This window comes from Bacillus sp. FSL W7-1354 (genome assembly GCF_038002405.1).
In the GTDB taxonomy this organism is placed as follows: domain Bacteria; phylum Bacillota; class Bacilli; order Bacillales; family Bacillaceae; genus Bacillus; species Bacillus paralicheniformis.
In genome coordinates, this window is the sequence record NZ_JBBOCL010000001.1 from 2414104 (window position 1) to 2427559 (window position 13456).

General features: G+C 44.2%; 18 protein-coding genes. 4 read left to right on the forward strand and 14 right to left on the reverse strand.

From position 1 onward, the window contains the following. Window positions 1–106 precede the first annotated feature (106 nt). The 8 genes from MKZ04_RS12355 to MKZ04_RS12390 form a co-directional block, all read right to left on the reverse strand. Entirely contained in the window at window positions 107–457 is a 351-nt protein-coding gene (locus MKZ04_RS12355) for a hypothetical protein (RefSeq protein ID WP_048350439.1), read from the reverse strand. Next, window positions 454–840 (reverse strand): hypothetical protein, encoded by a 387-nt coding sequence (locus MKZ04_RS12360; RefSeq protein ID WP_341045992.1) that lies wholly within the window; start codon window positions 838–840, stop codon window positions 454–456. Before MKZ04_RS12360 ends, MKZ04_RS12355 begins: the two co-directional genes overlap by 4 nt. Before the next feature lie 689 nt (window positions 841–1529). After that, complete coding sequence (locus tag MKZ04_RS12365) at window positions 1530–1760, reverse strand: helix-turn-helix domain-containing protein (RefSeq protein ID WP_096748297.1); 231 nt, start codon at window positions 1758–1760, stop codon at window positions 1530–1532. Between the two features lie 64 nt (window positions 1761–1824). After that, on the reverse strand, window positions 1825–2637 hold the full coding sequence (locus tag MKZ04_RS12370; protein WP_212924170.1) for a hypothetical protein: 813 nt from the start codon (window positions 2635–2637) through the stop codon (window positions 1825–1827). Between the two features lie 242 nt (window positions 2638–2879). After that, window positions 2880–3377 (reverse strand): hypothetical protein, encoded by a 498-nt coding sequence (locus MKZ04_RS12375; RefSeq protein WP_341045995.1) that lies wholly within the window; start codon window positions 3375–3377, stop codon window positions 2880–2882. 641 nt (window positions 3378–4018) lie between these two features. Continuing rightward, the gene (locus tag MKZ04_RS12380; RefSeq protein ID WP_341045997.1) at window positions 4019–4561 is read right to left on the reverse strand and encodes a hypothetical protein; all 543 of its coding nucleotides are present in this window, start codon (window positions 4559–4561) and stop codon (window positions 4019–4021) included. Beyond that, window positions 4548–4892 (reverse strand): hypothetical protein, encoded by a 345-nt coding sequence (locus tag MKZ04_RS12385; protein WP_236795105.1) that lies wholly within the window; start codon window positions 4890–4892, stop codon window positions 4548–4550. The genes MKZ04_RS12380 and MKZ04_RS12385 overlap by 14 nt, the downstream gene beginning before the upstream one ends. Further along, window positions 4892–5089 carry a hypothetical protein gene (locus MKZ04_RS12390; protein ID WP_341046001.1) on the reverse strand — a complete coding sequence of 66 codons (198 nt, stop codon included), beginning with the start codon at window positions 5087–5089 and terminating at the stop codon, window positions 4892–4894. Before MKZ04_RS12390 ends, MKZ04_RS12385 begins: the two co-directional genes overlap by 1 nt. Before the next feature lie 109 nt (window positions 5090–5198). Between MKZ04_RS12390 and MKZ04_RS12395 the strand changes: the two genes are divergently transcribed. Both MKZ04_RS12395 and MKZ04_RS12400 read left to right on the forward strand, forming a co-directional pair. Continuing rightward, complete coding sequence (locus MKZ04_RS12395; protein WP_048350433.1) at window positions 5199–5429, forward strand: helix-turn-helix domain-containing protein; 231 nt, start codon at window positions 5199–5201, stop codon at window positions 5427–5429. Beyond that, window positions 5422–5607, forward strand: coding sequence for a hypothetical protein (locus MKZ04_RS12400; RefSeq protein WP_268343184.1), 186 nt, complete (start codon window positions 5422–5424; stop codon window positions 5605–5607). Before MKZ04_RS12395 ends, MKZ04_RS12400 begins: the two co-directional genes overlap by 8 nt. 51 nt (window positions 5608–5658) lie before the next feature. Here the strand turns inward: MKZ04_RS12400 and MKZ04_RS12405 are convergent, their stop codons facing one another. Next, window positions 5659–6000, reverse strand: a complete 342-nt coding sequence (locus tag MKZ04_RS12405) for a DUF1433 domain-containing protein (protein WP_341046005.1) — start codon at window positions 5998–6000, stop codon at window positions 5659–5661. Window positions 6001–6052: 52 nt separating this feature from the next. On the opposite strand from MKZ04_RS12405, the gene MKZ04_RS12410 reads away from it, so the two are divergent. Both MKZ04_RS12410 and MKZ04_RS12415 read left to right on the forward strand, forming a co-directional pair. Further along, window positions 6053–7483, forward strand: coding sequence for a lipase (locus MKZ04_RS12410; RefSeq protein WP_341046007.1), 1431 nt, complete (start codon window positions 6053–6055; stop codon window positions 7481–7483). A gap of 11 nt (window positions 7484–7494) precedes the next feature. Then, window positions 7495–7827 carry a hypothetical protein gene (locus MKZ04_RS12415; RefSeq protein ID WP_341046009.1) on the forward strand — a complete coding sequence of 111 codons (333 nt, stop codon included), beginning with the start codon at window positions 7495–7497 and terminating at the stop codon, window positions 7825–7827. A gap of 832 nt (window positions 7828–8659) precedes the next feature. On the opposite strand, the gene MKZ04_RS12420 is transcribed toward MKZ04_RS12415, so the two are convergent. The 5 genes from MKZ04_RS12420 to MKZ04_RS12440 form a co-directional block, all read right to left on the reverse strand. Then, on the reverse strand, window positions 8660–9394 hold the full coding sequence (locus tag MKZ04_RS12420) for a helix-turn-helix domain-containing protein (RefSeq protein WP_341046011.1): 735 nt from the start codon (window positions 9392–9394) through the stop codon (window positions 8660–8662). 161 nt (window positions 9395–9555) lie between these two features. Beyond that, window positions 9556–10602 (reverse strand): tyrosine-type recombinase/integrase, encoded by a 1047-nt coding sequence (locus MKZ04_RS12425; protein ID WP_073411925.1) that lies wholly within the window; start codon window positions 10600–10602, stop codon window positions 9556–9558. Window positions 10603–10748: 146 nt separating this feature from the next. Further along, window positions 10749–11114: a HesB/IscA family protein gene (locus MKZ04_RS12430; RefSeq protein WP_020452825.1), complete on the reverse strand. Its 366-nt coding sequence runs from the start codon at window positions 11112–11114 to the stop codon at window positions 10749–10751. Window positions 11115–11187: 73 nt separating this feature from the next. Continuing rightward, the gene (gene dapF, locus MKZ04_RS12435; protein ID WP_023856179.1) at window positions 11188–12045 is read right to left on the reverse strand and encodes a diaminopimelate epimerase; all 858 of its coding nucleotides are present in this window, start codon (window positions 12043–12045) and stop codon (window positions 11188–11190) included. A 126-nt stretch (window positions 12046–12171) separates the two neighbouring features. Then, a complete protein-coding gene (locus MKZ04_RS12440; RefSeq protein ID WP_020452827.1) occupies window positions 12172–13389 on the reverse strand; it encodes a NupC/NupG family nucleoside CNT transporter in 1218 nt (405 codons plus the stop codon). Between the last annotated feature and the right edge of the window lie 67 nt (window positions 13390–13456).

Below are 13456 nucleotides of genomic sequence, written 5' to 3' on the forward strand. Positions count from 1 at the left end.
AAGACGACAAATGTGCCGGCAGCCTTCTGGCCTTCGAAGTTGTGAAGCGTATAGGAAAAGACCGTCTCACGGCCGTCGCTGACCTGTGTTAAATAAAGCGTGTAGTTCATTCGGCTTCCCTACTTTCTAACGCCTGGATACGTGTATCGATACGCATCAATTCCGCCGCCTCACGGCCTGATCCGGCGTATCCCCTGTAGTTCGCTTTCTTTTCCTCATACAGACTCCGGAGTTCCTGCGCGGACATTCCTTCGTATGGATCTGAAGGTCGACCCGCCTCATAGTCGCCGTTTGAAATCTGTGAAGCTAGGTCCGTGACTGCTCTCTTGGCTTCCCGGTACTCGGATTCGCTAACTGTACGAGAAGGTTTTAGCGTCCCTTCGTATTTGATAACCGTTTGTTTCGCATCAATTAGCTGCCTTTCCAGCTCAGCCCTCTCTTCTTTCCATCCACTCATTCGAAATCCCCCTCATTTCTGACCGCTCTTTCTTCTTTCAATAGTTCGGCCTCATACTCGTCAACCGGCGTTTTTACAGGCCCCTCTATTACAAACGCGTCCTTTGCCCCGTAATGATAGGCCGAATCTGTCGCCGAATTGAACAACTCCCGGCGAAATTCAAGGTCGGTCAACTCGTCACCCCGGCTTACGGTAGAAAACACGATCAAACAGCCGTCACGATCCGTCACCTTATATGTGCCTTTTTCTAGGTTCAGTTCGATAAAAGTAACACCACCGGGCAACAGGTCCGTGAAGCCGCCGCCTTTTGGCTCGCGAATATATGTCGTTTCTGCGGTGCCGTAGTCTCCGTAATGATCGAACATTTTTAAGACACAGAACATGCCGGTTCCTCTTTTTCATAAACGATTTTCGCCTTTTCCTCATAATCCCAACATTCTAGCACCGCCCGAGAGACGTTTAGATCACGGATGCGGCCGGACGATCGACGCAGGATCTCCCCGGTTTCGGCGTCTACCGTAAGAACTTCGGTAGGCTTAACGTATATCAGAACGTCATCCAAATAAGAACTCCCCTTCCGATACAAAAATTGAATTCTAATAGTAATATAGCCGAGTGCCGTTTTTTGCATTTATAAAGCCCGTCATATCAACGTTTACGGACGTCTAAATCGTCATTCTTTTTCTCTGTCTATCACGATAATCACGATTCCTTCGCCGGCTATTTTCCTTTTCATTTTCAACCGCACATCCAGCGCAGTATTGTTGCCGGTTACTTCTGCGTTCGAACCGCTGGCCGCAACGTTTGCAATTTCCCGCCCAGTTCGACTTGTTCCGTAACGGATGATCGGCCGGTAAATATTCGAGATACTCCCGCATTAAAGCCGGCTCTGCGGGCAGAACGTTTCGCATAAAATACGGACAGATATTCCCCTGTATTGAATCCGTTTTGATTTCAACGGTACACAAACCGCAACGCTGAAGATCGCAGGCGCCGCCACTTTTATAGTTGGCGCAATGATTTCGGGCTAGACGGCCGAGTTTGCTTCGTCTCGAGTTAATCTTTCGCTGATTCATTTCACAACCTCCGTTTGCGCGTAGAATTCAAGCAGGCTAATCACTTTTTCCGGATTAAGGCTCAATTTGTTAATTAATCTCCTGGAGACTTTTGGAGTAATTTTTCGCTTTCCGTTTTCAATCATGCAAATAAAAGCCTCAGAAACACCCGTCAAATCTGCTACATCCTTTTGTGATAGCCTATAAATTCGGCGAATTTTCAAAACCTGATCACCGGTCAATTCCATGTTTTCGATCCCCCTTTGTTAAATTTTCTTAACTAAGTGCCGAAAAAAAGGCATAAAAAAAGCATTAGCCAGAATGACTAATGCAAGTTTGAAAGAGATACCACGCGCCAGTATCTCTCTCACTATATTCGTGTTTTTTCCCGTTTGTATGATAGATTTTAAGACCCGATGCAATATTCACTGTAAAGATACCCGGACTCTCACCGTCTATGAATTTTTCATACTCCGACTTCTCTTCCCCGTCGCTCTCTACCGGACCATATTTTATATCGCCCGACTGCTTAGCTTTTGTATCTCTGCGGGGAGAATACGGACGGTTTCCGTCTGACTCTCGCTTCCCGTATAATTCTATTTGATCGGTGAAAACAAGGCGGACCTTGTCCTTTTGACCGGCATTTTCTTCGCGATTAGGAAGATATCCGTCGCGCTTGGGAGCCAAGTATGTGCCGGTCCTTTTCAACCGTTTATCCGCGTCCCTTTGCTCCTGTCCGCAAGCGTCGCTGCAATATTTCTTTTTTCCAAGGCGCCGAAAAACATTGTTACAATTCCAGCAAGTACACACTCGATAGCCTTCCGGAACCTCGGAGGGCATGGGCGGCATATACTTTCGCTCTTCCTGCTCCCACTCTTCCCGGGTCCGCTCTTTTATTTGAAGCCGCTCGATATTTTCGTGGACTTTGACGAACAGATCGGTAATAAGTTTCATTAACTTCGGCGCCGATTGTAGCGGACTTTTTCCGGAAGCCTGGACGTATGCCGAAAGTGCGGCATCCACCTCGCAATTCAGGCGTGCAGCATCCATAAATTCGGAGTTGACTTCGATTTTCCATCTATTTATTTTTTGTTCAAGCTCTTTCTTTGGATTAACTTCTTTCACCTTGTTTCCTCCTTCCTTATTTAAAACATTGCAATCGTTCGCTTACGCTCACGCTTGCGGATGCTCATTTACTCGCGATATATCTTTTATTAAAAATATCCGCGCGAATGTATATGAGCGCTATTATTTGTTGGTATGTTTAATGTTGGTATGTTTCCCTTGGTATGTTTACTCGGATATCTAATGCCCCTTTGCAAACGTACCTCTAATGGCTGTATCCAAACAGGCATCTAATGCATGTATCATTCATAAACGGACGGATCGGGGACTATTTCCTCCCCTTCCTCGGAGACAATATAACCGTCATCGCTGATCCGCGGGCAGAAAGAAACGAAATACCACTTATATCGATTTGTCCCTATCCATACGTCTCTTACGTCGAGAAGCAGTCCATTCGCTAATAGAATATCCACCAGTTTCTTTATCCGGCTTTCTGCGATCCCCAGCTCAGACGCTATCTTTTGTCGCCCCGGAAAACTTGCGCCAAAACGATCGTTTTCATCTCCATTTTTTAGGGCATGGGTGCCGTCCACATACGAAAGTAGATAAAAATAAAGCGCAATTATGTCCCGGATTTGAAACTTACGCTGCGTACGACCGACAGAAGAGTTATAATCGTCTATGATTCTCGGAAAAACTTTACGCAAAAGGTCTAGGTTATACATTTCATAATTATCGTGAGATAGTAATTCCTGTTTGTTGTTCGGAAGTTTTTTCTTTGGTTCGTTGATTTTATTCAACCTCTTCACATCCTCTTCATTTTATAACACAGATTTCTATCCTTATTTATAGTTGCGAAATGACTTTCCGAGCCGGACATACGTCCTCACATATAACTGCGAAAGTAATTGGCGATATGGCAAGCACAAGTAACGGTGAACATCCCCTTGAGAACTATCCAGAATCTATTTTTACCGCCTTCTTTAATTCATTTGAAAACCACGAAACACTGAGAACAAACTGACTTTCGAGTAAAGTAATTTTGTTTTTCATTTTGTGCTTGACAATCCTCCTTTTTGCGATTATAATTGCATTAGATTATAGGATGGGTGTTTTATGGACTAAAAAAGTTTTCACCCGTACCTAAATAGATTCGAATTGGAAAAGAAGTCTATGTCCGTCGAATCTAAAAAAAACATTTATTTTTTCGCACCCGGAAACCCATTCGGCCCCGGATGCGTATAGTCTATTAGATTAATATCGGTCATTAAATTCAAATGTTTAGTGTTTTAATCAAATTATTTTCGATAATTTTAAAGACGGATTTAGTTGTTCCCGCAACTGTTCGTCTTTTTTATTTCCCATTCAAATAAAGCATCGACGTATCTTATCCCCTCATTATTAACTGCGAATATACTTTTATAACCGGACGGTGTATGGGTTATATATACGGCACAAGCGCACGTTCCAACTCGGTCCTTTCCTTCCTCAACGCAGACCTTTCGTTGTGCAGCCGTTTGTTTTCGGCGCAAAGCTGGGCCAGCCGCCTTTTTATTTGCAGCTCATCGTCACCGGTGGCCTCTATTAAAGCCAGCCGACGTCTAGCAATCTCGTAACTGTTCGAATGGAACTCGACCTCCACTTCGCACCATTTGCGATGAACTGCGTCTCTTTTCGCAATTAAGGCGTTACGTGTCGTTTCTTTTAACGACTGTAAGACGTGATCGGACAAAGCGTGCGGAGACTGAAGCGCATAGTCCGCTGGGAAAACATCTAAGATCGTCCCATTTTCCGCAATGACCAGGCGCACATGTTCGCGGGGATTATCATAAACGGACTGGCTGCCGCTAGTTGATTCGAGTGACCAGACGAACGAGGCACCTTGAGCATACTGCAGTAATACGTTTTGTGCCTGCGTTTTTGATAGGCCGAGGCGTACCGTTGCTTTTTTGACTGCCGCTTTAGAAACGTTAAATTTCTCCATAGTTTTCCCTCCCCAATTTAAATCCAATTCGAACGAAATCTGCAAACGACATATTTGCGAGCTCAGAAACATCGATTTTGCGGAGGTCTGCGCCTACCTTTGACGTGTCTACCATAAAAAACCGAGGATAGTTGTTTTCATAAAGATGGTATCCGTCGCTCCTTTTTTCTAATCGGTCAGTATCGTAAAACACCAGCCCGTCATCCGAGCATGTTCCTATGACATCAGCCGCAATTAACCAGGCGTCAGAGATTTCGTGTATTTCCTGTTTTGTATCGAATGTTTCCCCGTGATAATGCAGCTTTACTGCTTGCGGTTGAAATGTATCCATCATGCCGTACGCACCTCCTCACCGAACAGCTCTCGCGCTGCCGTTACGCCGATTTCGGCGCAGCCTGCGAATGCTCTCCGGGACACTTGCGGCAAGAGTTCAGCGAATTCCTCCGGATTTAAGTTAACGAATTGTTCTGTTCCTGAAATGTACACATTGAACCATCCCACAACAGTTCGAACATAACGAATTTGCATTTGTATTCCTCCTCGAGATTTTGTTACGCTTTTGAGTACCACCTTAGTTAGGATTATATGGTACGCTATTACGTAAAGTCAAGAAAAAAAATGCAATTGGAGGGCAAAAATGAAAAAAGTCAGTGTGAATATCGGAGAAATCTTGGAAAAAGAAAACCTTTCACTTAGAAGCCTCGCTGACAAATGCGGAATCAGACACGCTGCGCTTAGCGAATTGATTAATGGGAAAAGACAAAATATTAATTTTGGACATATTGAGCGAATCGCCAACACTTTTAACATTGAAGATATCAATGAAATTTTAAGTTTAGTTGAGGTAGAAGAAGAAAATGATGTTTGAAGAAGAAAAACAAGAGTGGCTTCTTTTTAAAGAAAGGAAGTTAAACGTCCGAGTGTTCAAGGTTAATTCTACATATGAGGTGCATGCGTCGATTATCGGAAAAGGTACATACACAGCCCGCGGCCTTGAAAAATGGTCGACTATTGCGGAAGCTATTGAGGGCATTAATAAAAAGTAAATACACAACATTAGAAAAAAACAAAAGCCCGACTCGATTTGAGCGGGCTATCTATTTTTCAATTTTAGTTTTTTCGATCTCATCATCATAGATGGTATAGGACTGTATCTCCTTATTAGGAGGATCATATATTCCTTGGAATTTGCTTTCCTTATCTCCGTTTAAATATCCTTCTACCCTGATACCCCCCATCGGACTTATGTAGTAGTCGTCAGTAAAACTAACATCTTTAACGCCTCTGTAATTTTCATACAAAAACTTCTCCATATGTTCTTGAGCTTCTTTAACAAAAGCAATCTCTTTTTCTTTTTGATCATGCTGATACTTCATAATAAATCCTCCAACTGCTATAATTATTAAAATAAGGATAATTATGTACTTTTTCTTTTTCAAAGAAACCAACCCTTTCATATCCTAATTTTACAAAAATAAAGAGGCGATGTATATGACCAACGACATAAAAGTGCCAAATGTATCAGATAAAACTTATTTCATTCTTAATAGAGAGGCCTACGACCGTGAACGGTTGGACGATCTAAAGAAGTCTGGAAAACCAATACAAACCGAAAAGAATTCGTATTGGTACGTAGAAAATATTAAAAGGGATAACGATACCGGACTCGACGCGGTTGTTATATCGCAAGGCAAAAAAACAAAAGACGGCAAGTGGGTCAAATCAGATAATCCCGAAAACGTTGTCGTAGCCTTCGCGGGAACAGATCCTAAGAGCCAATTCTTCCAGGATGTTATTGACGCTGACGGCGGGAACGTTGTGATGGGAATTGACCCGAAAAAGAAGGAACACTACATAGTCGAAAAAGATGCGAAAGATACTTCTAAAACACTCGGAAAATATAACGGAACTCCGACACAAGACTCGATGCTTAGCACCGGTAACTACAAGTTAATTACGAAAACGTCCCAAATCGGGCAAGCTGACAATCTGGTGCGGGAAGTTAAACAAAAGTATAAAGGCACCTCGACGGTCATTTCAACAACCGGACATTCTCTCGGCGGCGCAGAAGCTGAATACAGTGCGGTCAACAATAATGTCTATGCCGTAGCGTTTAACAGCCCTTCAATCGTCCACCTACACTCTGCGGAGCAGCAAAAAAAAATTAATAACGGTGAATATGACCGATCCATAAAATCGATTATCAACCCGGATGATATGGTCGGGGCCGGCTGGTGGAACGAGTATGACCGGCACAACGGTACGACAATTTATACGAAGGACCCTGAATTATCAAATGCGGTGCGCGAGGCGAGAATGCAGGGCGATGTATTCCAACAAATCGGGCAAAACGCTGGGTATTTCTTTCAGACCGCAATCTTAGGAATGCCTGATACGCATTGGGTCGGAAGTAATAACTTCACCTTCGACGAAAACGGCAACGTTCAAAATATAGAGGGCGATGAGCTCATTTATGACAAAAATTTAAAAGCGATGCTCCCACCGGAAGTTGCATCCGGAAGTGGCGCAATTAAAGTAACACCCGCCGTTGCCAAACAGCTCGCGCAAAAAGTAAATGCGATGATCAACGATCTGCGGACGATGAAACGCGAAGCCGAAAACGCTTATCAGGAACACGACGCCGAAATCAACGACCTGAAACACGATACCTACCGTCAAGTCGGCCACGGTTTATACGACAAGCTGACACTCGAAGATGTAAACAATACGCTGAAAAACCTGGCGCAGTCGTTTGACAAAAAAGGCAATCCGCTCTTTTACGATGTTCATGCCGAAAAAGCGTACATCGCCTCATTAAAAAATACGATTTCAGATTTAGAAGACATCAGCGGGTACCTTGCGCAGATCGCAAAAGATTTTAAATCGAAAGACAAAATGCTGGCAAATTGGCTTAAGCTTTAGGAGATGAAACAATGGAAAATTTCAACAAACCGGCTTCACTCAACAACTTAAACGGAGATCAAGAAGATACGCTCCTCATACGGCGCAACCAGCTTCAAATGCTGAAAACGGGCCTGAGGGTAACAGCCGCAACGAAGCTTGAAGGCATTAAAACGACGCTAAGACCGAAGTTTAAAGTAGACGTTATACAAAAAGAAATGAACAGCGTCTATTCAGCACTTCTCTACAGTTTCGAAGGAAAAGCGCAAGAGGCCCTCGCTCAGCGCATCAGCCAAAGCGCCCAGCAGCTTATTTCGACAGAAAAGGACGGAGAGAGCTTTTTGAACGGATTTAAAACGAGATGAAGGCGCCAAAATAGGCGTCTTTCTTTTCGCACAATAGCATGGGTCTCCGTGACGATTTAAACGCCCAGAAACGCTGATAGAACGGGCTTTTCAAATGCAGAATCGAAGTGGTCGCTATATTCATATTCAAACGTTGATTTTGACGTCCTAAACCGTAATCACCCTCCGTATTTAAAATTTTGCGAGAAAATTGCCGACGTCCGGCACGGCTTTTTCCGGTCGGGCCTCCCCCGCCCCCTTCCGTTTTTCCGGTCGGTGACGCCGTTGTTTATGCATATCGTTGTATTTCGTATTCATTTTTAGTTTACATAATTTCTCCTATCGGAAGTTAAACGATTGCATAAACGTTGATATAACAGCGTTTGTGAGTCGGTTGTTATTCTTCGTTATGCGCGTTTTTATACATCGCAATACTGGCGCGGGTTCACGGCGTTTCACAATCGCTTTATTACAACAAAGTTTTGTATATTGTTAACTTAGTTAAGCATTAAGGGTAGGGGTCGAGGTTTTGGAGGACCTTCTGTCATGAAGCGCGAGGCTGTCGAATTTTATACACGTAACATCTCGATACATGATAAATCGTAATTATTCCGCTTTTCTTCTATTATACTGTCCGCAGCCCTTTCGATGTTACAACGCGGCAAAACGTCAATGATCGTCAAAGTGATCGGAGGAACGTCTACCGACTAATTCAAAGATACGAATTAATCATCCACAATGTGGACAATAGACAGATGCTCGAAGACCTCCCCGTCTCACTAACGTATGAAATCGCACGCCCATCCGCAGAGTCAACCGAACCGAAACGACGTCCTGTCCTTCTGTTTACCGGTTAGGAACGCGTCAACTCATCGAATCGCATTTCATATAAGCGGTCTAGCATCCGGTCAAGCACGCCGTTATAATATCCGGCAAGATTCCGAATGTGCTTGCGCTTTGTCGCAATGAACGTCTGACGCACCGCATGTAGGCCGATTTCTTCTAGCGTATCGGAATCATAAGCGCCTTTTAAAAACGACGTATGCGCAAGGTAAATGCCGTATAGCCTATTCGTTAGCTTCCGATCGCTCATAAACGATTCGACTACAGCTTTAAACGCGCTATACGTATTACGTAGTAATTTATTTACGCTTTTAGAAATAACAGTTTCGCTTTTACTTTTCGGTACTTCAGACGTTTCCCCCGTTGGCTTGTCCGATGTCGAGCGGAGTTGCATTTGCGGAGTAGCATCGCCATTATCAGCCGGCAAAATCACGTACATATTGGCGCCGTTGCCACCGGATACCGGCCGGAATTTCGTTTCCTTGCGAATGATGCCACAGTCTACTAGGCGCTTGATTGCCCGGATAACTGTTGTACGATGCCGGCCGATCAGATCCGCGATCGATTGCAACTTCAAATACGCGACGCCCGGCGTTTTGCAGGCATGACGCGACAATACCTTGAGAACCTCGATTGCGGCAGGCGTTAGATCGGATTTATTGCGGTATATATGCGAACGGATGGCGTCGTTAAGCTCGTCCACAGAACGAAAAGACGCCATTTTAGCGGATTCTTTCGTGTACATTCGGTTTTCTCCCCTTGGAGACGTACCGACCCATATCGGAAAATTAGGCGCACTCAAATAAGCGTTGACTGGAACGCTTTTTTTCGATAAGATAGACGTAGGTGAGGACGTGCTATCTATCGGATTTTTTCCGACGGGTGGTCGTCTTTTTTTTGTGTTTTTTATCTTAATTTAGTTCGAAATTTCTTTATCGGCGAAAACTGTTCGTGTTTAATCCGAACATCCTCAGGCGTCATCTGCACATATCGACGCGTCATCGCAATGGAACTATGGCCGAGCAGACGCATTAATGTATAAGGATCTCCACCGTTTAATATATAATTTCTTGCCGAAGTATGGCGCCATGTATGCGCAGTCGTTCGTATCTCTTTACTTACGCCCGTAATATCCCCATAATATTTCAAACGTTTGTTCATCTGCGTGTCCTTGACTTCCTCACCATAAACCGACAGAAACACCTTCTTTGCGTAAGGAAAGTGGGCCTTATTCTCATCGATTAATTCATGGAGTAATTTGATTGTCTCTGCTGACACTGGAACAATTCGCGCTCTTCTGTTTTTATTAAAACGGGCAGCCAGCTCAATAGACCTAGTTTTTATATCGATATCTTCTGGAGCAATTGACAGTAATTCATTAATTCTCATCGCAGTATCTAACAGGCACCATTGAAAAACATAGTCACGGAAACCGACGTATGTACGTTGATCACACGCCCCCAATAAGGCCTCGATTTGCTCATCTGTGAAAGATTCGATTTTATCCTCATCTTCCTTTTGACACCGAATATTATCCATTGGATTTTTACGAACGAAGCCTTCTTTATACCAAAAATTGAACGCAACCTTTAACGCTCGTATCCGCATGTTTATTGTCGTGGTCGAGAGCCCTTTGCCTTGATCATTTTGAATGTATTTATGGCCTTTAAACCGCGGAGCTTCGACAGTTAAATAAAGGATATAGCTGCGGCATATTTCTGTAGTAATTTCGTGCACATACTTAACGTTATAATTCTCCTCGTATAGCCAATCCGTAAAATACCTCCACGTATTCGAATAATCTGTTTGCGTACGCTCCCGAATTCCTTCGCCGATTTTTGCACTCATGAAGTAGTTAAACGCCGGGGCTAGCTCCATCGGTTGGATATTGCTAGGCGGGTTCGCACGCTTATCAGCCTTCCGTCTTCTTCGAATTAATCGTTCTTCCGACAAAATAAAAACGCCTCCTTACGTACGGTTAAATACGTAAAGAAGCGTTTTATAAACGAGTAGATATGCGATTTCCAATGGGTTGTATACGCAATCCTATTCGGGATAAATACGTAACCCCTTCGTCTAACTTATCGATTCACTGAACGTCAGCACTCTTCAGGCTTCCCTGCATTCACTGCGGTTCTGAATGATGATCCGCAGCCGCATGAAGCGATGGCATTTGGATTATCGATGGTGAAGCCTCCGCCCATCATCGATTGTTTAAAATCAATGACCGTACCGTTCATAATATCCAGGCTTTCTTGATCTACAAGCACTGTGATTCCATGCTGGACGAATTCATTGTCGTCTTCGTTTTTTTCGTGTTCAAAACCCATGCCGTATGACAGACCGCTGCATCCGCCGCCTTTTACTCCGATTCTCAAGAATGCGTTCTCCTCTTCATGCTCTTTCATCATATCCTTGATATGAAGAGCAGCCGCTTCCGTGACCGTAACTGTTTTTTCGCTCATAACATCACACCTCCTAAAAGCTCATGTGTACTTTATTATAAAGTCGCACGTCCGATTTCTCAAACGGACCGACTCATGATATAAAAAACTCGCCTTCACATACCGTTTCAGCGGGTCCTGTCATCATGACACGACCGTCATTTTTCCAATTAATGATCAGATCGCCGCCGGCGAGATGGACGATAATGTCCGTGTCTCGTTTGGAATAGCCGTTGAGTATCGAACTCACTGCGGCTGCGCAGGCGCCCGTTCCGCATGCCTGGGTAATTCCTGAACCCCTTTCCCATACACGGAAATGAAGTTCTTTGTCGTTTTCGACTTCAACAAATTCTACGTTAACCCCTTCCGGAAACCTTTCATCTTTTTCAATGAGCGGTCCCATCGACGTAAGCGGCGCTTTTTCAATATCGTCTAAATAAAAGACGATGTGGGGATTGCCCATGGATACAGCGGTACCTTTCATTTCCCGGCCGCCGAATATCATCTTTTCATTGATCGTCTCCGACCCCTGTTCACCGAGCATTGGCATATCTGATTTGAGAAGGCGCGGTTCACCCATATCGACTGTAGCCGATACAACTTTTCCTTCCTTCACTTCAATCTCAGCCTTTACCAAGCCTGAAAGAGTTTCAATTAAAAAGGATGTTTCCTTCACCAGTTTATGTTCATACGCGTATTTTGCAACGCAGCGCAAACCGTTTCCGCAGTTTTTGCCTTCAGATCCGTCGCTGTTGAAAATCCTCATTTTAACCGGCGCTTGATCTGAAGGACAGATGAGTATCATTCCGTCTGAACCGATTCCGGTGTAAACGGAAGACACTTTGACGGCCAAATCTGACAACAGCTCCTCAGGGAGATGTTCTTCAAACTGATTGACGTATATATAGCTGTTTCCTAAGCCGTGCATTTTAGTAAAACGAAAAGAATTCATAGCCGCCTCCACATTTTTTTACTTTCTTCTAGTATAAAAGCTGAAAGGGATGGATACAATATGGCTATCCCCCGTTTTTCATACATAAAAGCTCCCTGCGTTCATATGCAGGGAGCTTTTATCATGTTATCCGATAAACATACCGGCGATCGCCGCGCTTGTAAGGTTGGCCAATGTTCCGGCAGCAACGGCTTTCAAGCCGAGACGGGCGATATCGGAACGGCGGTTCGGCGCCATTCCTCCCAATCCTCCGAGCAAAATCGCCACAGAAGACAGGTTTGCGAAACCGCACAGCGCAAAGCTGATAATCGAAGCGGTTTTGACGGAAAGCTGATCAAACATCGGAGCAAAATTGGAATAAGCGACAAATTCATTCAGCACGAGCTTTTGACCGATAAAGCTTCCGGCCTGAACTGCTTCATCCCAAGGGACGCCGATGACAAAGGCGAGAGGTGCAAATACATAGCCGAGAATGAATTCAAGCGAAAGGTCTTTAAAACCGAACCATCCGCCGATTCCTCCAAGAATTCCGTTTAAAACGGCAATCAAAGCAACAAATGCAAGGAGCATCGCACCGACATTCAAAGCAAGAGAAAGACCTGTTGATGCCCCTTTTGCAGCGGCATCGATGACATTTGCTGCGTCTTCGTCTTCAGCCATTTGAATATCTTTTTCTTCAATTTTCGATTTTTCAGTTTCGGGAATAAGCATTTTTGCCATAATCAAGCCCGCAGGTGCAGCCATAAAGCTCGCTGCAAGCAAATATTCGAGAGGAACCCCAAGAAGGGCGTAACCGAACAAAACAGAACCGGCCACTGATGCGAGTCCGCCTGTCATAACGGCAAACAGCTCCGACTTTGTTAAGTTTGCGATAAACGGCTTAATCACAAGCGGCGCCTCAGTTTGTCCGACAAAGATATTGGCAGCTGCAGAAAGAGATTCCGTTTTGCTTGTTCCGAGCAGTTTTGCCAATCCGCCGCCGATAAAGCGGATGATGACTTGCATGATCCGTAAGTGGTAAAGAACCGCAATCAGCGATGAAAAGAAGATGATAACAGGAAGAACGCTTAAAGCGAAGGCAGCGCTGTCGCCTACTTGCAAGAGAGGCCCGAAGAGAAAGCTGATTCCTTCATTCGCATAATTGACGAGATGCTGAACGGCTTTCGTAAACGAAAGAAACACTTCCCGCCCCATTTCCCATTTGAGAACGATGAATCCGAACAGGAGCTGCATCGCCAAACCGATTAAAATCGTTCTTATGTTAATTTTACTCTTGTGCTCAGAAAGCAGAAAAGCAATCGCGAAAATCGCCAGAATACCAAGAAGTCCCCATAAAATGTTCATGACCACACCTCTTATTATTTTTTAAACTTTTATTAAGATAACAATTAATGATTGGCCTGTCCACAAA

What these genes read in the sequence shown, in the direction of transcription:
- MKZ04_RS12355 (WP_048350439.1), bottom strand. Translation starts at nt 457, where the DNA reads ATGAGTGGATGGAAAGAAGAGAGGGCTGAGCTGGAAAGGCAGCTAATT.
- MKZ04_RS12360 (WP_341045992.1), bottom strand. Translation starts at nt 840, where the DNA reads ATGTTCTGTGTCTTAAAAATGTTCGATCATTACGGAGACTACGGCACC.
- MKZ04_RS12365 (WP_096748297.1), bottom strand. Translation starts at nt 1,760, where the DNA reads ATGGAATTGACCGGTGATCAGGTTTTGAAAATTCGCCGAATTTATAGG.
- MKZ04_RS12380 (WP_341045997.1), bottom strand. Translation starts at nt 4,561, where the DNA reads ATGGAGAAATTTAACGTTTCTAAAGCGGCAGTCAAAAAAGCAACGGTA.
- MKZ04_RS12385 (WP_236795105.1), bottom strand. Translation starts at nt 4,892, where the DNA reads ATGGATACATTTCAACCGCAAGCAGTAAAGCTGCATTATCACGGGGAA.
- MKZ04_RS12390 (WP_341046001.1), bottom strand. Translation starts at nt 5,089, where the DNA reads ATGCAAATTCGTTATGTTCGAACTGTTGTGGGATGGTTCAATGTGTAC.
- MKZ04_RS12395 (WP_048350433.1), top strand. Translation starts at nt 5,199, where the DNA reads ATGAAAAAAGTCAGTGTGAATATCGGAGAAATCTTGGAAAAAGAAAAC.
- MKZ04_RS12400 (WP_268343184.1), top strand. Translation starts at nt 5,422, where the DNA reads ATGTTTGAAGAAGAAAAACAAGAGTGGCTTCTTTTTAAAGAAAGGAAG.
- MKZ04_RS12410 (WP_341046007.1), top strand. Translation starts at nt 6,053, where the DNA reads ATGACCAACGACATAAAAGTGCCAAATGTATCAGATAAAACTTATTTC.
- MKZ04_RS12415 (WP_341046009.1), top strand. Translation starts at nt 7,495, where the DNA reads ATGGAAAATTTCAACAAACCGGCTTCACTCAACAACTTAAACGGAGAT.
- MKZ04_RS12420 (WP_341046011.1), bottom strand. Translation starts at nt 9,394, where the DNA reads ATGTACACGAAAGAATCCGCTAAAATGGCGTCTTTTCGTTCTGTGGAC.
- MKZ04_RS12430 (WP_020452825.1), bottom strand. Translation starts at nt 11,114, where the DNA reads ATGAGCGAAAAAACAGTTACGGTCACGGAAGCGGCTGCTCTTCATATC.
- dapF (WP_023856179.1), bottom strand. Translation starts at nt 12,045, where the DNA reads ATGAATTCTTTTCGTTTTACTAAAATGCACGGCTTAGGAAACAGCTAT.
- MKZ04_RS12440 (WP_020452827.1), bottom strand. Translation starts at nt 13,389, where the DNA reads ATGAACATTTTATGGGGACTTCTTGGTATTCTGGCGATTTTCGCGATT.